This window comes from Nostoc sp. DedQUE02 (assembly GCF_034531035.1).
GTDB lineage: Bacteria > Cyanobacteriota > Cyanobacteriia > Cyanobacteriales > Nostocaceae > Nostoc.
Genome location: NZ_JAVRBY020000048.1, coordinates 38188 through 58177, shown reverse-complemented (window position 1 = coordinate 58177; position 19990 = coordinate 38188). Strand labels below are relative to the sequence as shown.

The 19990-nt window shown below is 41.0% G+C and carries 21 protein-coding genes, 1 pseudogene and 1 CRISPR repeat array; of the genes and pseudogenes, 11 read left to right on the top strand and 11 right to left on the bottom strand.

The features are described 5' to 3' along the window. Together RMX98_RS27165 and RMX98_RS27160 are read right to left on the bottom strand one after the other, a co-directional pair. The coding region (locus RMX98_RS27165) for a hypothetical protein (protein WP_409881601.1) at nt 1-254 on the bottom strand (254 nt) is incomplete at its 3' end. Nucleotides 255-259: 5 nt separating this feature from the next. Then, on the bottom strand, nt 260-610 hold the full coding sequence (locus tag RMX98_RS27160; protein WP_322682039.1) for a hypothetical protein: 351 nt from the start codon (nt 608-610) through the stop codon (nt 260-262). A gap of 173 nt (nt 611-783) precedes the next feature. Here RMX98_RS27160 and RMX98_RS27155 point away from each other — a divergent pair, with 173 nt between their 5' ends. From RMX98_RS27155 to RMX98_RS27140, 4 genes are all read left to right on the top strand, one after another. Continuing rightward, the gene (locus RMX98_RS27155; RefSeq protein ID WP_322682040.1) at nt 784-1149 is read left to right on the top strand and encodes a hypothetical protein; all 366 of its coding nucleotides are present in this window, start codon (nt 784-786) and stop codon (nt 1147-1149) included. Between the two features lie 54 nt (nt 1150-1203). Beyond that, the gene (locus RMX98_RS27150) at nt 1204-1428 is read left to right on the top strand and encodes a hypothetical protein (protein WP_322682041.1); all 225 of its coding nucleotides are present in this window, start codon (nt 1204-1206) and stop codon (nt 1426-1428) included. A gap of 4 nt (nt 1429-1432) precedes the next feature. After that, nucleotides 1433-1768 carry a hypothetical protein gene (locus RMX98_RS27145; protein ID WP_322682042.1) on the top strand — a complete coding sequence of 112 codons (336 nt, stop codon included), beginning with the start codon at nt 1433-1435 and terminating at the stop codon, nt 1766-1768. Between the two features lie 179 nt (nt 1769-1947). Continuing rightward, complete coding sequence (locus RMX98_RS27140) at nt 1948-2196, top strand: hypothetical protein (RefSeq protein WP_322682043.1); 249 nt, start codon at nt 1948-1950, stop codon at nt 2194-2196. Here the strand turns inward: RMX98_RS27140 and RMX98_RS27135 are convergent. The 8 genes and pseudogenes from RMX98_RS27135 to RMX98_RS27100 form a co-directional block, all read right to left on the bottom strand. Then, nucleotides 2186-2290 (bottom strand): annotated as a pseudogene (locus tag RMX98_RS27135) (Rho termination factor N-terminal domain-containing protein); the annotation flags it as partial. The gene RMX98_RS27140 and the pseudogene RMX98_RS27135 overlap by 11 nt on opposite strands. Nucleotides 2291-2323: 33 nt before the next feature. Then, nucleotides 2324-2503, bottom strand: a complete 180-nt coding sequence (locus RMX98_RS27130) for a hypothetical protein (RefSeq protein WP_322682044.1) — start codon at nt 2501-2503, stop codon at nt 2324-2326. A gap of 48 nt (nt 2504-2551) precedes the next feature. Further along, a complete protein-coding gene (locus RMX98_RS27125) occupies nt 2552-2974 on the bottom strand; it encodes a hypothetical protein (protein WP_322682045.1) in 423 nt (140 codons plus the stop codon). A gap of 171 nt (nt 2975-3145) precedes the next feature. Continuing rightward, a complete protein-coding gene (locus RMX98_RS27120) occupies nt 3146-3727 on the bottom strand; it encodes a hypothetical protein (RefSeq protein WP_322682046.1) in 582 nt (193 codons plus the stop codon). Next, nucleotides 3708-4040 (bottom strand): hypothetical protein, encoded by a 333-nt coding sequence (locus tag RMX98_RS27115; RefSeq protein WP_322682047.1) that lies wholly within the window; start codon nt 4038-4040, stop codon nt 3708-3710. The genes RMX98_RS27120 and RMX98_RS27115 overlap by 20 nt, the downstream gene beginning before the upstream one ends. A gap of 109 nt (nt 4041-4149) precedes the next feature. Then, a complete protein-coding gene (locus RMX98_RS27110) occupies nt 4150-4461 on the bottom strand; it encodes a hypothetical protein (RefSeq protein WP_322682048.1) in 312 nt (103 codons plus the stop codon). Nucleotides 4462-4805: 344 nt separating this feature from the next. Continuing rightward, nucleotides 4806-5381, bottom strand: a complete 576-nt coding sequence (locus RMX98_RS27105; RefSeq protein WP_322682049.1) for a hypothetical protein — start codon at nt 5379-5381, stop codon at nt 4806-4808. A gap of 213 nt (nt 5382-5594) precedes the next feature. Continuing rightward, nucleotides 5595-6041, bottom strand: a complete 447-nt coding sequence (locus RMX98_RS27100) for a hypothetical protein (protein ID WP_322682050.1) — start codon at nt 6039-6041, stop codon at nt 5595-5597. A gap of 234 nt (nt 6042-6275) precedes the next feature. Here RMX98_RS27100 and cas4 point away from each other — a divergent pair, with 234 nt between their 5' ends. The 3 genes from cas4 (at nt 6276) to cas2 (ending at nt 8493) form a co-directional block, all read left to right on the top strand. Continuing rightward, nucleotides 6276-6830, top strand: coding sequence for a CRISPR-associated protein Cas4 (gene cas4, locus RMX98_RS27095; RefSeq protein ID WP_322682051.1), 555 nt, complete (start codon nt 6276-6278; stop codon nt 6828-6830). A gap of 339 nt (nt 6831-7169) precedes the next feature. Next, nucleotides 7170-8174, top strand: coding sequence for a type I-D CRISPR-associated endonuclease Cas1d (cas1d, locus tag RMX98_RS27090; protein ID WP_322682052.1), 1005 nt, complete (start codon nt 7170-7172; stop codon nt 8172-8174). Between the two features lie 31 nt (nt 8175-8205). After that, nucleotides 8206-8493: a CRISPR-associated endonuclease Cas2 gene (gene cas2 / locus RMX98_RS27085; RefSeq protein ID WP_322682053.1), complete on the top strand. Its 288-nt coding sequence runs from the start codon at nt 8206-8208 to the stop codon at nt 8491-8493. A 268-nt stretch (nt 8494-8761) separates the two neighbouring features. Next, a CRISPR array of direct repeats spans nt 8762-10161; the repeat unit is 37 nt; unit sequence ATTGCAATTCATCAAAATCCCTATTAGGGATTGAAAC. A 163-nt stretch (nt 10162-10324) separates the two neighbouring features. Here the strand turns inward: cas2 and nifH are convergent. After that, nucleotides 10325-11218, bottom strand: a complete 894-nt coding sequence (nifH, locus tag RMX98_RS27080) for a nitrogenase iron protein (RefSeq protein ID WP_100900953.1) — start codon at nt 11216-11218, stop codon at nt 10325-10327. Nucleotides 11219-13601: 2383 nt separating this feature from the next. Here nifH and RMX98_RS27075 point away from each other — a divergent pair. The 4 genes from RMX98_RS27075 (at nt 13602) to RMX98_RS27060 (ending at nt 19501) form a co-directional block, all read left to right on the top strand. Then, a complete protein-coding gene (locus RMX98_RS27075; protein ID WP_322682054.1) occupies nt 13602-14984 on the top strand; it encodes a CmpA/NrtA family ABC transporter substrate-binding protein in 1383 nt (460 codons plus the stop codon). A 60-nt stretch (nt 14985-15044) separates the two neighbouring features. After that, on the top strand, nt 15045-15884 hold the full coding sequence (gene ntrB / locus RMX98_RS27070; RefSeq protein ID WP_322682055.1) for a nitrate ABC transporter permease: 840 nt from the start codon (nt 15045-15047) through the stop codon (nt 15882-15884). Between the two features lie 288 nt (nt 15885-16172). After that, a complete protein-coding gene (locus RMX98_RS27065) occupies nt 16173-18179 on the top strand; it encodes a nitrate ABC transporter ATP-binding protein (RefSeq protein WP_322682085.1) in 2007 nt (668 codons plus the stop codon). Nucleotides 18180-18643: 464 nt separating this feature from the next. Continuing rightward, nucleotides 18644-19501 (top strand): nitrate ABC transporter ATP-binding protein, encoded by an 858-nt coding sequence (locus tag RMX98_RS27060; RefSeq protein WP_322682086.1) that lies wholly within the window; start codon nt 18644-18646, stop codon nt 19499-19501. Nucleotides 19502-19990 lie beyond the last annotated feature (489 nt).

Here is a 19990-nt window from a genome sequence, read left to right as displayed (position 1 = left end):
TCATAGCCCGTCCCGGCAGGGCAAACTACACTGCTACTTGATATGGAAGTTGGGTTTGAGCCAGGTGTATAAGTAGCGAGGACAATTGTCCCCCCTAGCCCATCCACGCGCACATCGTAAGTATTTCCAGGTGCTGAACCTGTCACTACTTTGTAAGCACTTCTATACGAGCCATCGGGAACGCTATACGAATTAGTGACACTTCCACTACCAAATCCTGGGGTAGCAATAGTAACTGTCAGGGTACATGCCATAGTTTTTAGTAGTTATCCGGGTCAAGTGTTGCGCCTGTGTCAATCTTTGCCAGTGATACCGTCACCTGGTCTACCCTGTAATTGGTGGTTCCCCTTGTTGTAAATGAACTATACCCATCTGCTAGTAACAGTGATTGGTCAGTATTCGCATCAAAGTTTGCTTGGGTGAGGTAAGTTTTCCCGTTGAGTAAAATTGCTGTGAAATGTCCCTCTGCACTTGCGGTTGTCGGAGTCGCTAATCCCGCCGCTTGCAATGCAGTATCAGGGATGAATAATCCTGCACTAGGAGCAGTAGCACCACTTGCGAGACGTGTTGCACCCGTGCCAAAAATCTGTACTATCGTAGGTTCTGCCATATTGACCTCTTGTGTACTTATGATGCAAATAGTATTTGTGTACTATCGGATTGTCAATACTCTTTTTTCATTCGTATACGAATTTGTGGAACCCTTAAGACATCCTGACCTTAAGAAGACCGCACTACCTGGGTTACAGTGAATTCACACACAGAGAAAGAGGGTCGAATTAAATGGCTGTCGCCGCAAGAAAGAAGACAACTTATTTCATCAATGTTTCAAGTACTAAGGTCGTCCGCATTAAGGCAGTAAAGGCTAGCGTTGGCAACCTTGCAGACAACCTGGGATGGACAGAAAGCGCTACGGGCGAAGTCCCTGACGGCAAAACCTTGGTTGGCACAGGAATATCCGAAGCATTACTTAATGGGTGCTTCCCTGTAGCAATCTATTACTCTAAAGGTGGCACGGAGCGCAGGGCTATCGTGTTGGCGTCTCCAACCAAGGCTGATACTATTGCTACCGAGGCAAAGGCGGGTACTTATGCTGGCAACCAGGTTATTCGCGTAACCGCGGTGCGTAAACGTAAGTTTGTGTACTAATCTCTGACTTTTCAATCAATCATCAATATCAACAGACAATAGGAGACAATAACAATGGCTAGTGGATATGTAATTGCAAAAAAAGTTGCTGGCACTACAACTGGATATTGGGATGGTACAGCATTCACTGCTGCCGCAACCGACGATGACTTGTTAGAGGCAGACTTCATTACATTAGTAACCGATGCACGTTTCGTGCAAGGCAGTGTTCAGGCTGCCAATACCGATGTAGAAGTGGTCAAGTTAGCTGCTGACGAAACTATCACCCTGACACCGTAATTGTGTGATTACTTGGAATAAGATATTCGAGCGTAGTTACTACAATCTTCAGGTTCCTAGCCGTCCCAAGATTGACATAGTTCACAATCTCACCAGTAATATTATCGCAGTGGAAACAAATAAAATAGGCGGATGGGATTACCGTTTTATAGGATATCTAGCCCCCTATGTTTATATTCCCGATAGTGGAGAAAGGACTTATGCGAATTGGAAGCGATTGTATATTGGTAGTCAAACTATTAACTTACAGCCTGAAGATATACTAGGAGGTTTAGAGGTAATTCCTAAACTCTGGATACCTGATATTACCGTTCGAGTATGGGAAGGCTTGACCGCATAACAAAGGTAATCTCAATAATCTCATCAGTATCACAATCCTGTGTTATTGGTGAGATTTTTACAAGGTAGGGTGTATCTCCAGAGTGTCATTCTGGATGACATAAAAAAATGTCATAAAAATATGTCATCTGGGATGACACTTTTATTTACGGGGGTAAAACAATGACAAACGAGGCAATTATGTGGCTTATAGGTTTGGGTGTTCCAGCATTTACGAGTTTGGTGATTTTGTACATTCAAGAAAGGGGTATCCACAAGAGGCAAAGGATTGCAGATTACGCCGCCAAGGAAAGAGCATACACCCTGATAGAGGGTGATATGAAGGCACTAAAAAGCACTACCGACAAGATGTCAATAGTGCTTGATAGAGTCGATGAAAGGCTAGACGGGTTGGGCGAAAGAGTGGCTCGTGTGGAGGCTAAACTTTGACAGCCTTGATAGCTACTACTAACTCATCTTTTTTCATACTGCCATAGCCCTTGATTTTAAGGTCTGTGGCTATTTTTTTGAGTTCCCGGATAGATTGGTCGCTAAGTGGTTTTTGGGTGGGTTGTAGCTATATCTGGGCACTACCTTTGGTAGGATTCGCCCGTTTTATCATAGCACTTGCACGTATCGCTTCATAATGTTCAAGTTTTGCGCGAATTGGCTCGTTCAACTCAATATATGCATCTGCTATTTTTAATTCATTGTCGTCATATTCTTGCTTCAGTTTTTTAATGGCTTTCTCGTGCATTTTTATTTCACTAGCTAAAGCTGCATTAGCCTCTTCAAGCGATGCTAGCTAAATTTCTGCTGGAGACCGGGAGACAATTGCTTCACTACGGTCAGTGTATCCCAAAGCTTTCTGAGAAAATGCTCTAACACCCATAGCGCCGAAAGCTTTAGCCATCAACTTTGCCTGTTCTGTGCAATATCTACCAGCATCGTGAGCATAATAGTAAACGATGTGATACACAGCAATGTCTGGAATACCATTGGTTTTCCACTGCTCTAGTTCCGCACCCTCAAAACCTTGCTCTGCAAGAGTTTCCGCTAATTTTGATGGCTTTAGTTCCGCACTCTCTAACATAGCGCGGATTGCTTTCTCGTCAACCTTGACTAGCCTTGCAGTTGCCCTGACACTAAAAATTGACCTGCCTTTGCTATCAAGCTTAATGTCATTAGATTTTGCTTCAGATTGTAATATTAAAATTGCGTTAGACACAATGCTTTCCTTTGTTGTCATTGTTTTTGGTGAGTAGTTTTTAGCTATTGGTGCAAACCTTAGTATTCCCAATCTTGGGCAATACCTTTCAATACCTTATGTTTCTGAAGTGACATATTTTTATGACATCTACAGTGACATAAAAAAGTGTCACTGTAGAATACAAGGTATCTACCCCTTGGGGAAATATTTATTCCCCATGTTTTTTGGTGCGTTGGCAATTATTTGCTTACACCGTTCACCCTCTTCTATCACAGAAGCATTCTTCTCTACATAAAGACGGGCTTTCTTGACCCTGACTTCTTCTCTTTCATACTCAAGCTTGCTCAACTGCTTTTTGAGTTCATCAATACGTTCAGAGATTGCTGACTCTTTTAACCCCAGTTGAGCAATCTCGCTGTCTTCTGAAGAAGGTAGGCTTAGTGTCGTAACATCTGCTTTCTTAGCTATACGCTCACACTCTAGGAAGTATTTTCGTATTACCTTACCTTGTTCTGTTCCTGCTATCATTCCCAACATCTTGAAACACTCAATGCTGAGTAGTAAAACCTCAGAAGGTCTACCACCATTACTTTTCACGCCAGCGCGTATAAAGTCTTCATTCTCCAAAAATCTGCTATCTAGGGCATCCTTAGCATTTTGTTTTTTGGCATACCCCAACCATTGCCATGCATCATCAAGGTCAATAGGGTACAAGTCATCAGACTCATACAGTGAGAGTGCAAGCGTTTTATTAAACATTAGGTTTGTCATTGTTTTGTCCTTTGTCGTTATCGCTGTCTTGTGCATAAATACCACTAGCATTAATCCCTAGTTTGTCTAAGAGATTTCTTAATATTGAGACAAGCTTACGTGCTTGCTCATAGCGTGGTGAAGTACTTTTTTCTTCACAAGTTTTTTCCCATGTATTAACCTCTCTCTCTAGGTCAATTAAGAGTTGATAGATATCGTCTAACTTGTCAGCGATAGAGATTGGGACATATTTCTGCATTACCTCTCCTGCGTATTTTTTCTTCCTTCCCGAACCTGGCTTTCTCGTACCAGATTTTGGTACACCTCTAGGCATAGATTAAACCCTCATTGCTTTTAGAATTTGTGGTACATCCCACTAGCACTAACCAGTGGAATGTATTGCTTTATTTCGACTTATGGATTGTTGGGAAAAATTCAGTTAATTACTCTGTGAGTAACTTTTCATTAAAGATGGACTCTGGTTTCAGGTCATAAAAATACTCGCCAGAGTCAAAGTAATCATATATTGGTCTGCCTTGCTGAGTAGCTGTAATAACAGCAGCCGTGTATTGCCAGTAACTAGACTCAGCATCAACACGAAGAACTTGCTCTATGATTACTCCTTTGAAAACTCTTATTGAACCACCGGAGTAACTTGTACATCTGCTAGTCCATCTAACCACTTGTCCTAGCTTGTGAATTGGAGCGGGAATAGACACGGTAGAAGGGTGTACAGTAACTTGATTAGCGGTCATAATGATTTAGCCTCTTGCGTAGATTGGTTACGTGAGATGGAAGTCGTCATTGGCTGAGGTGCGAACTCATCCAGTGGCGCTTTTTATTGTGCGTATAAGGCATTAACAGCGCTATGGAGTCGATGAATCTCTGAATCCCTTGCTGTTGTTTGCTTTTCTTATTTGTAACAGACAAATAAGAGCTTGTCAATTATTTATAACAGATAAATAAGAATATAGCCTGAAACGTATACTGTGACTAAATAAATTCATATTTACAGGTATCTTGGCAACAATGGGTATACCCTATTGCTCGTAAGTGACATATTTTAGTGACATTTTTACTGACATATTTCGATGTCATCCTACACGCTGAGATACCTGTTAGCCTGTTTAGCACGCTCTACTATTTCCTTGGCATCAAGTACTTGTTTTGCTATTTCAGGATAGGTATCAAGTACAGCCTTAGCTTCGGTGAATAACTCTTGTTGAATGTTTTGCAATTCGCGCTTTTTATCTGCTAGTTGACTTTCCATTACCTTGATGTCGTGCCTTGCTACCGCTTCACTGTTTTTCAGTTCAGTAAGCTTTGAAGTAGTGACAGATGGTAGTGCTTTGGCTGTAGCTTCCTTGGCGATACGTTCGCACTCTAGGAAGTACTTGCGGACGACCTTACCTTGTTCTGTGCCTGCCATCATCGCGAGACACTTAAAGCACTCGATACTAAGCAGTAAAACTTCAGAAGGTCTGCCGCCACTGCTTTTCAAGCCTCCCCTTAAAAAGTCTTCGTTGATGATGAAATTGTTTTTAAGCGTACTAACGCACGTATGTTTATTGGTATACCCCAACCACTGCCAAGCATCATTCAAATCTATAGGAAATTGCTTGTCAGACTGGTAAAGAGAAAGTGCAAGTGATTTATTAAAAGTTGAGCTACTCATGGTCGTTCAATCTCTGTGTATGTATTGTTTGTGAATGACATGTTTTGATGACAATAAAAGTGACATATTTTTATGTCAGTTGAATATGTCACTTTGTGGTGATAGGGTGTTACCTTGCGCTACTGCGATACGCCACAAATAGATACCATTCTGCAAGAGTGCTACCTATACATAGCACTCTCACAGAATGGCATAAATTCCCTCTTTCTATGCTTATCTCACAATTCCCTTTTTAATTACCCTTATTGCATTTTCGTGTGGCTTGTTTAGTCCATTATCCTTAATAATCTTCTCTATCTTTTTCTTGAATTCTGCTTTGTCATCCCCTTGACGCAGTGCTGTTATTATACGTAACCCTTGTACATCGCGAGTCTTAATGCATTCCTCTATCACTCTTGAATAGTCATCGTCTGTCACGAGGAAGCAACCGAAATCTATGTAAACACCCAATATTTTCTCTGCTATCCGCTTTGCTTCCCGCTTGCCTTGCGGTGCTACCATCTGCCATTTAACTGTCATCACACCTTTACTAGTAATCTTTTTATCCGTAGCTCTTACTATCCAGCTATCACCGATATGTGGACGTGCATCTACGACGCAGGGTAATCCGTGGCAACTAAGCGTTAAAAAATCTGCAATCAATTTTACTTTGTTATCCACTATTATTGGAACTCCTGTTTAATACAAGCTGTATATTTAGATGGAAAACGATTAAACAGATGTTATTACTTACAGGTTATGAACACAATAAAGTTCTCTAGACTTGAGCATTGTTTGAACATTACTACTGTGTACTAAAAACTACTTAAAAAGGATATTTTGTACTTAAAAATCGTAGTTTGAGCATTGAGTGAGCATTTTAAAACAAATAGAAGCCAAAAGTATTGAAAATAGGTGCTTTTATGCCAACATCGCTGTTGGCGGATGTTTTGTGCAGGGGAGTTTACCGATAATCAATACACAATTGAAGGTACAACTTTACACGATCGCGTCCACACCACAAGCGATATACAGCGAGGAGAAACTTGGCAGATTCGAGCAATTTGGTTAAAGTCGGAGCAATACAAACTCATCGGTAAATCCGATTTAATTGAAGCCGAATCAGGTCAAGTTTATCCAGTAGAATACAAACGAGGACGCAAAGGCGAATGGGATAACGATGAATTGCAAGTTTGCGCCCAAGCCTTATGTTTAGAAGAGATGACAGGACAACCTGTAACTACTGGATATATCTATTATGCCCACTCTCATCAACGGCAATTAGTAGAGATTAATGCAGAGTTACGGCAAAGTGCGATCGCAACTATTCAATCTGTCACAAATCTCCTAGAAACAGGAGCAATGCCAAAACCAGTTTACAGCAAACGCTGCCAAGGATGCAGTCTTTATTCGCAATGTTTGCCCAAAGCAACTGATAAAGTCAAAAGTTATCAAGAAGTTAATTTTTGAAAATTATCTTGGATCATAAAATTTCCTACTACATCCACATACATAACTGATGCGAATTTCTCTAAAGTTTGCTTAGGTGGACTTTGTTTGTGTCTGATTTTTCATTTATACGACAAATTTAAAGTCCTTTGACCTGCATCTTTATTACATTGACCTGCATGTTTGTTGCATTGACTTGTACCTTTGTTGTATCGGCCTGCATCTTTGATGTATCAAGCTGCACCTTTGTTGTATTGACTTGCACCTTTGTTGTATCGACCTGCATCTTTGATGTATTAAGCTGCACCTTTGTTGCATCGACTTGAGTTTGATAACTTTCAATTAATTAAGGATTAAATCATGGGAACACTTTACATAACACAAGCCGATGCTTTTATCGGTAAAGTTGACGAACGTCTCACCGTTAAAGCTGAACAAAAAACTATCATGGATATTCCTTTAATTAAACTAGAGGGAATTGTAGTACTAGGACGAGCTACTATTTCTCCCGCCGTCGTTAGTGAACTTTTAGAACGTCACATTTGTCTAACATTTCTCACACAAAACGGACGATATTTAGGGCGTTTAGAACCAGAAGCGACTAAAAATATTTTTGTTCGTAAAGCCCAATGGCAAGCTGTGGGAGAATCAGAACCAGCAATACATTTAGTTAGAGGATTTGTGCGAGGTAAATTAAAAAATTACCGCCACACTTTACTTCGCACTCAGCGAGAACATCCCGATCTCGACCTGAATAATAACATCACTCGATTGGAAAACGCGATCGCACCAATCGAAAACACTAACAATATTGATTCCCTCAGAGGCTTAGAAGGTGCTGGTAGTGCAGCTTATTTTGGTTGTTTTCAACAGCTAATCAAAACCTCAGAATTTATATTTGAAGCCAGACGCCGCCGCCCACCAACCGATCCGGTTAACGCCCTACTGAGTTTTGGGTATTCATTGCTACGTCATGATGTGCAAAGTGCTTTAAATATTGTCGGCTTCGATCCTTATCTAGGATACTTACACGTCGAACGTTATGGTAGACCTTCCCTAGCCTTGGATTTAATGGAAGAATTTCGTCCTTTGATAGTGGATGCTGTAGTGTTGTCGTTGATTAACAAGCGATCGCTAACCCTAACTGACTTTACCACCGAACCGCTCAGTGGTGCTGTGTCTTTAACCAAAGAAGGACTGCATACATTTCTTCGCGCCTATCAACAAAAGAAACTATCGAGTTTCAAACATCCAGTCATGGGAAACAAATGCACCTACCAAGAATCCTTTGAAATTCAAGCAAGGTTATTAAGTAAATACCTGATGAACGAAATCGATAAATATCCTCCTTTAATTCTCAAGTAATTTGTAATTTATCCCTCTCCCCTACTTTCCCATGTATATTGTTGTCAGCTACGACATTCCAGAAGATAAACGTCGTACTAAAATCCATTCTGTTCTCAAGTCTTACGGACAATGGATGCAACTGAGTGTGTTTGAGTGCGATGTCACTCCCACTCAGTATGCTAAACTGCGATCGCGTTTAGCCAAATTGATTAAACCCGACACAGACAGCGTTCGTTTTTATTTTCTCTGTGGCTGTTGTCAGCGAAAAGTCGAACGCATTGGCGGAGAACAGCCACGGGACGAAACAATTTTCTTTGCTGAGTCTCCTTCTAGCTAGGTTCCTGTATTTCAAATGCGCGGAAGGGTAGGTGTACAAATCCCACAGCCCCCAAAAAATGCTCCTATCCCAACTCCAGCAAGGCTTTCAACCCATTAGTCGTCTAATCCTTATCCGCGCAATCTCTGAAATGCTTATCAAAATAGGGTTTTAGCCTTTAAACTTTCCTGGCACTCTTTCCAAACGAATTTTCTAGTGGTATGATTGCTCTTGAATCGCGCAACCGCACCTTGAAAAATAAATACAGCTTGGCTTTCAGCCTCCTGCCATTGCAATTCATCAAAATCCCTATTAGGGATTGAAACAAATCAACAGCATCAGATTTGAGGTAACAGAAGAGATTGCAATTCATCAAAATCCCTATTAGGGATTGAAACCTGGCATAAATTCCAAATTAATATTTTCCATAATTTAAAATTGCAATTCATCAAAATCCCTATTAGGGATTGAAACTGCAATCTGGTGGGGGGTTTGAGGATTCATATTGATTGCAATTCATCAAAATCCCTATTAGGGATTGAAACGGTATTATTCGAGAGACTTTTACTACCTTGCTTAAATTGCAATTCATCAAAATCCCTATTAGGGATTGAAACTATTCATGAGGTGGCTAAACAAGGTAATTTCTCAGATTGCAATTCATCAAAATCCCTATTAGGGATTGAAACGTTGACGCTGCTTTCGCTCTCGGATTTCCTCAAGTATTGCAATTCATCAAAATCCCTATTAGGGATTGAAACGATGCTTGGTGAACTTCACCATTTTCATCTACATATTGCAATTCATCAAAATCCCTATTAGGGATTGAAACTTGAATTTTTGCCTCGCCCATTACCTCCAGTGGTATTGCAATTCATCAAAATCCCTATTAGGGATTGAAACTAGAAAATGAATTAAAAATATTGAATATTTGCTTATCATTGCAATTCATCAAAATCCCTATTAGGGATTGAAACTGATTCTTTGTATTCATTTCTTGATGCAAATTCAATATTGCAATTCATCAAAATCCCTATTAGGGATTGAAACAAAGAGCGCGGTTCTTTTGCAATGCTTCGTCCTCATTGCAATTCATCAAAATCCCTATTAGGGATTGAAACCATACGGGAATAAATAACAACTATGTAGTATACGTATTGCAATTCATCAAAATCCCTATTAGGGATTGAAACAATAAATTATTGATTAATTCGCAATCATTTTTAATTGCAATTCATCAAAATCCCTATTAGGGATTGAAACGATGCTAAAGCTGGAAGTGGCAAAACTTCTACACTTTGCAATTCATCAAAATCCCTATTAGGGATTGAAACACCTCACTTGCGGTATTCTACCTGGTGCTGTGATTGCAATTCATCAAAATCCCTATTAGGGATTGAAACAAATGAGCGCGATAACAGTAAATGAAATTGGGATTATTGCAATTCATCAAAATCCCTATTAGGGATTGAAACATCCCAATTAACGATGCTATGCGTATCGGTGCTTCATTGCAATTCATCAAAATCCCTATTAGGGATTGAAACATCATTTTTGGAAGGTAATCATAAAAATGCCTAGATTGCAATTCATCAAAATCCCTATTAGGGATTGAAACCAAAATAAAACTGATTTAGAAGGAATCTGTCAAAATTGCAATTCATCAAAATCCCTATTAGGGATTGAAACCCAACCGTGCTACCAGAAAGCACGATTTCACCACAGCATTGCAATTCATCAAAATCCCTATCCAATGTCTATGTGAGCGCTTGTAAGAGCCTATCTTATCTCCTGCAAAAATTGGGGAAAGGGTGGGCTAGCTTGCCCACCCTAGACCACTATTTGATTAGTACTACTTTACAGGTGCTTGAGTAGCAGTTTTACCAACCAGCATTGCAGTATTTTCGTCGCTTTCAAGGATACCGAATTCAATCAACAACTCTTCTAACTCTTCCATTTCAATGGGGGTAGGAACGGCGAGTTTGTCGTTGTCGATGATCTTTTTAGCCAGTATGCGATATTCGTTACTTTGATTGCTGTCAGGTGCATACTCGTTAACAGTCATCCGGCGCAATTCTGCGTGTTGTACAATGTTGTCACGAGGTACGTAGTGAATCATTTGGGTATTCAAACGTTTTGCCAAGGTTTCGATAAGATCGATTTCCCGGTCAACGTTACGGCTGTTACAAATCAAACCACCCAAGCGCACGCCGCCAGTGTGAGCATATTTGAGAACACCACGAGCGATGTTGTTAGCTGCATACATCGCCATCATTTCACCAGAGGTAACGATGTAGATTTCTTGTGCCTTGCCTTCGCGGATAGGCATAGCGAAACCACCGCACACAACGTCTCCCAAAACGTCGTAACTTACAAAATCAACATCTTTGTAAGCACCGTTTTCTTCTAAGAAATTGATAGCGGTGATAATACCACGACCAGCGCAACCCACACCAGGCTCAGGGCCGCCTGACTCCACACAACGTACATCGCGGAAACCAGTCAGCATTACTTCTTCGAGTTCAATATCTTCTACAGCGCCGCGTTCAGCAGCCAATTGCAGAACACTTGTTTGAGCTTTACTGTGCAGCATCAAACGGGTAGAGTCAGCTTTAGGATCGCAACCAACAATTAAAATGCGTTGACCCATTTCAGCCATTGCTGCAAGCGTATTTTGAGAGGTGGTAGATTTACCAATACCGCCTTTACCATAGAAAGCTATTTGTCTAATCTTTTCGTCAGTCATGGTTGTGTTTCCTACAATAATTTAGTTGATGGGTTGTAAGCCAATACGGTTCGGTTAAAGGGGAAAGGTTTTGAATACATCCTTTACCCAATACCTGCAAACCCATTCCCCAGACCACAAAGAAAATGAAAAATGCTTATCCGAACCGTATTGGATTGTAAGCTTGATGTAGTTGTTTACCCTTGGTGTCATTGGGAAGTAGAGCCTGTTGGCGTTGACGCATAGCAGCTTTTTGCTAGACATCACACCCTGGCAAAAACAGTTAAAATCAGAACATATTTACCCACGAAGCGATGGCTTAAGGAATAGAGAAATCTCTATTTCCTAATAACGAAGCCTTTAAAACTTTGACTTCAGCATTATCAGTTGTTGCAACAGAATCCCAAATGGTTGCTCAAGCCTCAAGAGTGGTTACAGCAGGAATTCAAATGAACGCAGATTTGTTCCCTGAACCACACAACCAACCAAATTGCAATCCACTCTTAAATGGTCGTTACAACTTTTCTGATTTTGCTGATGTCAAGTTGCCAAGAACATCTATAGCGCTTCTCGTTTCGTGATTGATGCAGCAAGATAAATTTCAGCCTAAAAGTAGCAGTTACAGGTGCAGTAATATAATGCCTGCACAGACAACCCCTAAGACTTTGACTTAGACAATATCTTCGCGACTTTTGACAGTATGGTTAAATTCCTGAAAATTAGGGAACGACACCATGTTGCTTGAAGTTTTCGTTCCAAAAATCAGCAACTGCTTCAACTTAATTCGCGGTTGAAAATGTTTGCTCCCGCAAGACTAAGTTAGTAAATATTCTGTATTTCTATGGATTTGTCAGGCTGTACTAAGAGTCTTTCTTCCCAGACTCCAAGAGTAATTGCCTTTGGCGGGTAATGCTCTAGCTAGGTTAGCCAACTCTTATTGGCTCATACCCAGATAAATTTTGATTGACTTCAAGTTGTTGCAAAGGCTACTATCCTACTCAATCTAGTTTTAGATTTTCGTTACAAAAAGATGTAGCTAATTGAAGTGGACTTACCAGAGCAAAAAAACTTTCTTGAGCTTGCCTCAAACTTGTCTTGAAGTCTTTTTGTGCTTTCACTCGTTTTGATTCCTATAAAAACCATAACATACATCTCACTAATTAATTTGCCGAATCTCAAATTATTTATCTATTTAATAGAACATTATCCTTAAAACCTTTAATAGTCATAAGTTACGCCCTTACAGGTTGCTAGTCAATAAAATTATTGAGCCTAGTCAATATGTGCAGTTGGATACTTTTGGGTATTTGATAAAAGTGTTTAAAAATAAGCTTTTATAACGAAAAGATAATTTTTTATTTTTGGGGTCAAAAAATTTGTCAAAAACGTAGATTAAATAACTCACAGAATTTCACTCAAACCCAATAATAAGTAATATCATGTCCGCCTGATTGCTTATTAAACCCGAAGAACCCCACCCCGCCAAAGCTGTCCTTTGTCTCCCCTCCCGAAGAGCGGGGAGGGGTTGGGGGTGAGGTTCTTTTATTATGGGTAATTTGGCGGACATGATATAAGATGGCTTATGCCAACTCTCTGTGCAGTTTCACAGAGAATTGCTATCCACACAACATATATAGGACTCATATTTGATTGCGTGAAAAAAAATCGGTATACCTTAATCTTCTGAAATCCTCTTGCCTATTGCATGAGTGCCTATTGCAAGCTTAGTTAGTCCATCAGTCGCTCCCACGATACCATGAAATCCTCTTGCCTATTGCCTTTAACCTATTGCCTTTTGTCTATTGCCTACTAAGCCAAGTGATTTCAGTAATCAAACCGGATTCCTATATAAAGAGTTTCTACCTCCTGCCCCCTGTGCCCTGTTCCCTGGCTCAAACCCTGTAGTTTTGTACTTCATGCAAATGAAAACTGCTGTAAGATTCTTATCATTCTCATAAATAAAAACTTATATACCACAAAATACTAGTATAATTAAGTTACAAAAGAAGTGAAATAAGAATTCATAAATTAAATACAATAGTATTCATAAATAAGAATTTATATATTAAAAAGTATTCCTATATTTCAGAAGAATCTATAAATTTTTACTTATACATCCAATCTAATATTTGTTTACTAAATCCAGACTCGGAGTTAACAAATTCAGCTTCAAAGGCTGTAAACTATTTTCAACAAGGTGAATGATACCTCTGCATCACAGTAGAAAAGCAGAGCAAATGAATTAGCCGAGTTTTTGTATAAGTAGCCGTATCAGTGATGAAATGGCTGCGATCGCGTGGGCAAATATAGCTTGATTAATCATTAATAGTGCAATAAACATAACGTTTTTTGCCTAAATTGTCATAGCTATAAAAAATAACATTCACGTTTTCAGGAGATATTTATGACAGAATTTTTTAATCAAATTTCTCGCCGCAAATTCATTTTCACAGCCGGAGTATCTGCAAGTGCTGTATTACTCAAAGGCTGTTTGGGTAATCCCCCTGAAAACCTGACTGGTGGAAGCACGAAAGCACAGCCAACTGCTCAGTCGGTTGCTAATATTAGTTCTGAACAAACGCCAGAAACGACTACAGTCAAGCTGGGGTATATTCCCATTGTAGAAGCGGCTCCTTTAATTATTGCTAAAGAAAAAGGATTTTTTGCCAAGTATGGCATGACTAATGTTGACCTTTCCAAACAAGCTTCTTGGGGTTCAGCCAGAGACAACGTAGAAATTGGTTCTGCCGGTGGTGGTATAGATGGCGGTCAATGGCAGATGCCAATGCCACATTTAATTACAGAAGGTTTAATTACCAAAGGCAATCAAAAAATACCCATGTATGTATTATGTCAATTAATTACACATGGAAATGGAATTGCGATCGCCAACAAGCACCAAGGCAAAGGTATTAGCTTACAACTCGCCAGTTCTAAGTCTTTGTTTAAGGAATTAAAATCTTCAACACCCTTCACAGCTGCATTTACCTTTCCCCACGTCAACCAAGATTTATGGATTCGCTACTGGTTAGCAGCAGGCGGCTTAGATCCAGATGCCGATGTGAAATTGCTCACAGTACCAGCAGCGCAAACTGTAGCCAACATGAAAACAGGAACAATGGATGCCTTTAGTACAGGCGACCCCTGGCCTTATCGTCTGGTGCAAGACAAAATCGGCTACTTAGCAGCATTAACCGCAGAAATTTGGAAGAATCATCCTGAAGAATACCTCGCGATGAGAGGCGATTGGGTTGATAAAAATCCCAAGGCTACCAAAGCAATTTTAAAAGGAATAATGGAAGCCCAAAAGTGGCTAGATAATTTTGATAACCGCAAAGAAGCGGCTCAAATTTTGGCTGGACGAAATTATTTCAATCTTCCTTCACCTGAAATACTGGCAGATCCATACCAAGGGAAGTATGACATGGGTGATGGCCGGAAAATTGACGATAAATCAATGGCTGCTTATTACTGGAAAGATGAAAAAGGTAATGTTTCTTATCCATACAAGAGTCATGATTTATGGTTCATAGTTGAAAACGTTCGCTGGGGATTCTTACCAAAAGATTACATTGATAATAATGCTGCCAAAGCTAAAGAACTGATCAACAAAGTCAACCGTGAAGATATTTGGAAAGAAGCTGCTAAAGAAGCTGGCATTGCTGCTGCTGATATTCCGACAAACACATCCCGTGGTGTAGAACAGTTCTTTGATGGCATCAAATTTGACCCCGATAAACCAGAAGAATATTTGAAGAATTTGCAAATTAAGAAGGTCAATATTTAGAGATGCGATGAATCGCGTCTAATACAAATAACAAATAAAATTTGCGGAGAATACAACATCATGACAATAGCTCAAAAACGCCCTGCAAGCCCTAAATTGAATAATAGCTTTATATCCAGCCTGAAAAAGCAATTTCCTGACCTGATACCACCAGCGATCGCCATCGCCATTTTCCTCGTTATCTGGCAACTTTTCGCTTGGATTCCAGGAGCCACATTACCAGGGCCAATACAGGTTATTCAAGACACTTGGGTGTTGATTTTCTGGCCATTTTATGACCGAGGTGGCATTGATAAAGGTCTATTTTGGCAGATTCTCGCTAGTCTGCAACGAGTCGCCATCAGTTATACCCTAGCTGCGATCGTTGGTATTGCTTTGGGCATTTTGATTGGGGTAAATAAAACCATGTCCAAAGCTTTAGACCCCATCTTTCAACTACTGCGGACAGTACCACCTCTAGCTTGGGTTCCGATTTCTTTAGCAGCTTTACGACAAAACGAACCAGCCGCCTTATTCGTAATTTTCATCACCGCCATTTGGCCCATCTTAATTAACACTGCTGTCGGCGTTACCCAAATTCCTCAAGATTACAACAACGTCGCCAAAGTTCTGCAACTTAGCCGCAAAGAATATTTCACCAATATTTTGATTCCTGCGGCATTACCCTACATTTTTACCGGCTTGAGAATTGCGATCGGTTTAGCTTGGTTAGCGATTATCGCCGCCGAAATCGTCATGTCCGGTATTGTCGGCATCGGCTTCTTTATCTGGGACGCTTATCAAAATAACAACGTCAGCGAAGTGATTTTAGCTCTAGTTTATATCGGCGTTGTTGGGTTGCTTCTAGATAAAGCGATGGGCTGGCTGCAAAACAAGATTTTACCAGCAGAACAGAAATAGTCATTAGTCATTAGTCATTGGTCATTGGTCATTTGTAAAAAACTAAAGACTAGGGACTGTTTTCAAACTCGAAGATCCCCCCTAACCCCCCTTAAAAAGGGGGGAAAATAAATTCTAAAAGCCTGCCTTAAAAAGGGGGGAAAAGAAACTCTAAAAGCCCCCCTTTTTAAGGGGGGTTGGGGGGATCTTCAAAGACTAAGGTGCTTAAAGAGAGATTTGAAAACACGACCTAATGACAACATACCAAAGACAAAAGACAAATAACAAAAGACAAATAACAAAGGAAAAATAAGTATGTTCGTAGCTGTTGACCAAATTGAAAAAGTTTTTGAATTAACTGGTGGTGGCAAATATATCGCCCTTAAAGGAATCGATCTCCAAATTAAAAAAGGAGAATTCGTTTCTTTGATTGGTCACTCCGGTTGCGGTAAATCCACCTTATTAAATATGATTGCGGGTTTGGATTTGCCTACTGAAGGTCTTGTCACTCTCGAAGGACAAAAAATCACCAAACCCGGCCCAGACAGGATGGTGGTGTTCCAAAATTATTCGCTATTACCTTGGCGGACAGTCAGAGAAAATATTGCCCTTGCCGTGGACTCGGTAATGAAGGGTTTACCCGCAGATGAACGCAACGCCATTGTCGAAAAACATATAAATATGGTGGGTTTGCGTCCCCATGCTGATAAACAACCGGGAATGTTATCAGGTGGACAAAAGCAGCGAGTTGCGATCGCCCGCGCCTTAGCAATTCGTCCGAAATTACTGCTGCTAGATGAACCCTTTGGCGCATTAGATGCACTCACACGCGGCAATTTGCAAGAACAACTCATGCAAATCTGCGAAGAAAATCAAGTTACCGCCGTGATGGTGACACATGATGTCGATGAAGCGGTGCTATTATCTGACAGAATCGTGATGTTAACCAACGGCCCCGAATCTAAAATTGGTGACATCTTAGAAGTAGATATTCCCAGACCCCGCAAGCGGATGGAAGTAGTAGAACATCCCAGCTACTACAGCTTGCGGAGTGAGATGATTTACTTCCTCAATCAGCAAAAACGCATCAAAAAAATTCGGGCGCGGAAAACTGCCGACGTTGCCCGTCATGGATTGGAAAAAGTTAACCTAGAAATTGGCTTTTTACCTCTTACCGCTTGCGCCCCCTTAGCAGTTGCTAAAGAAAAAGGCTTCTTTCTCAAGCATGGTTTAGATGAAGTTAACCTGGTGCGGGAAAGCAACTGGCGGGGTATCGTCGATGGCATGACTGGCGGTTATTTGGATGCCGCTCAAATGCCTTCAGGGATGCCGATGTGGCTAACTTTAGGAGGAAATAATAACCAACCTCTGCCCGTTGTTAGTGCCCTCACCATGACTCGCAACGGTAACGCTATCACCTTAGCAAAACGCTTTTATGACCGAGGCGTGCAAACCTTATCAGATTTTAAAAGATATCTGCTTTCCACTCGCGATCAAAGGCACACAATGGGAGTAGTGCATCCCGCATCTATGCACAACTTGCTACTGCGCTACTGGCTAGCAGCTGGTGGAATTGACCCCGACACCGATGTGGATATGAAGACCATTCCCCCAGCGCAGATGGTAGCCGACTTACAAGCCGGAAGCATCGATGGTTACTGCGTCGGCGAACCTTGGAACTACCGCGCCGCCGTGGAAAATGTCGGCTTTACCATCGCTACCGACTTAGAAGTTTGGTTCGGACATCCCGGTAAAGTTCTTGGTGTGCGCGAAGATTGGGCAGAAAATTATCCAAATACGCATATCGCCTTAACCAAAGCATTATTAGAAGCTTGCGTGTATTGTGCAAATCCCGATAATGCCCAAGAAATTCGCCATATTTTAGCAGGGCGAGAGTACGTCAGCACTGATTTAGAATACATTCAACTTGAAGATCCAGATAGTCTCACCTGTGACTTAGACCATCCGTTACAAGACTATGCCCATCATCAGTTTTATTCTGAGTCTGCCATTAACCGCCCCAGCCGCACCGAACAAATTTGGATTATGAGTCAATTGGCACGTTGGGGTGATACTCCCTTCCCCAGAAATTGGGTAGAAGTAGTTGAACGAGTATGTCGCGTGCGTGTTTTTAGTACCGCCGCACGAGAATTAGGTTTGGATATTAGCTATATTCGCCAACCGATCAAACTGTTCGATGGTACTCCCTTTAACGCCGACGATCCGATCGCTTATCTCAACAGCTTGAAAATTAAACGTGATTTTTCAGTCGCGGAAGTTGTTCTAGATGCACCGAGAAGGAGACTTGCCTCATAAAAAGAATAGTGAAAGAAAGAGGAAGTGCAAACAGTAACACATCACGCGCGAGTCTCTGAACCTCATTAATGAGTCTCTGAACCTCATTAATGAGTCTTTGAACTCCATTAATGAGTCTCTGAACCTCATTAATGAGCCTCTGAACTTCATTAATAAGCCTTTGAACCTCATTAAAGAGTCTTTGAACCTCATTAATGAGTCTTTGAACTTCATTAAAGAGTCTTTGAACCTCATTAATGAGTCTTTGAACCTCATTAATGAGCCTTTGAACTTCATTAACAATCTAATTTTTCACGTTATGTGGAAAAATCAATAAAAGACCTAACCCCCTACCCCCTTTCCTTGTAGGGAAGGGGGAAAATTCAAAGCCTCTCTCCTAAAAGGAGAGAGGTTTGGAGAGAGTTCAAAATATTCATTTGCACATCGCCTACATTAAGCTTTTTAATCCCCAAATACCAAATACCATGCAAAACCGCAACTCGACAGCTACAACCACACTAGGAAAACCATTCGTCAGTGCAACCACCAACCGCAGACCTTTTTTAGAAATTAAAGACGTTACCAAAGTCTACCCCACAAAGCAAGGCCCCTTCACCGTACTCGACGGCGTTAACCTCAACGTCGAACAGGGCGAGTTTATTTGCGTCATCGGTCACTCTGGCTGTGGCAAATCGACACTTCTAAATATGGTATCTGGTTTTAACTTTCCCACCTCCGGCCAAGTCTTACTAGAAGGAGAACCCATTACCCAACCAGGCCCAGACAGAATGGTTGTCTTCCAAAACTATGCACTGTTACCTTGGCGGACTGCTTTTGAAAACATTTACTTAGCTGTTAACGCCGTTTATCCCAACAAACCACAAGCCGAAAAAAGAGCGATCGTCCGCGATCATTTAGCAATGGTGGGGCTGGCTGATGCGATGGAAAAGAAACCAATGCAAATGTCCGGCGGGATGAGACAAAGAGTTTCTATCGCCCGTGCTTTAGCGATCCGTCCCAAAATCTTAATTTTAGATGAACCTTTTGGGGCGCTGGATGCGATCACCAAAGAAGAATTACAAGAAGAATTGCTGAAAATTTGGGGTGATAACCGTTGTACAGTGCTGATGATTACCCACGACATCGACGAGGCACTATTTTTAGCAGACAAATTGGTAATGATGACCAACGGGCCTCATGCGAAAATTGGTGAAGTCATGGAAATTCCTTTTTCTCGTCCCCGCGATCGCGCCCGCATCATGGAAGACCCACAATACTACCAACTGCGTAACTACGCCCTAGACTTCCTCTTTAACCGTTTTGCCCATGATGACGTAGGTTAAGCTAACCGTCTATTGATTTTTTCCAGAATAATTCTTTCTTCCTCCCGCCACCATCCCGAATTGTGGCGGGAGGAACGTTTTCGGCTTCCAGCTAATTTTTCTGATGTAGACAAAATACTCTAGTTTTAGAATGCGATCGTAGTCCCACACTTTATACCAATTCAAAATTCAAAATTAAAAATTCAAAATTAAAAAAGTCAGAATTAGTAAGGCTTTCGGGGTTTGCATCTGTCTCATTATTTTAGTGAATTGGTATTAGATATAGCCGTAGTCACATAGGTTAGGACATCATGACAAGCGTGAATGCTACGAACAGTAATAGTTTTACTCCTGCCCCCGGTCACTGAGCGTAGTCGAAGTGGCCCCCTGCCCCCTGCCCCCGGTCACTGAGCGTAGTCGAAGTGGTCTCCTCCTATATTTGGAAAGTAGACCAAAAGGAAGCTCAAACTAACTGCGTCCACAAGTTATAAAGTATGTGTAGATAAAACA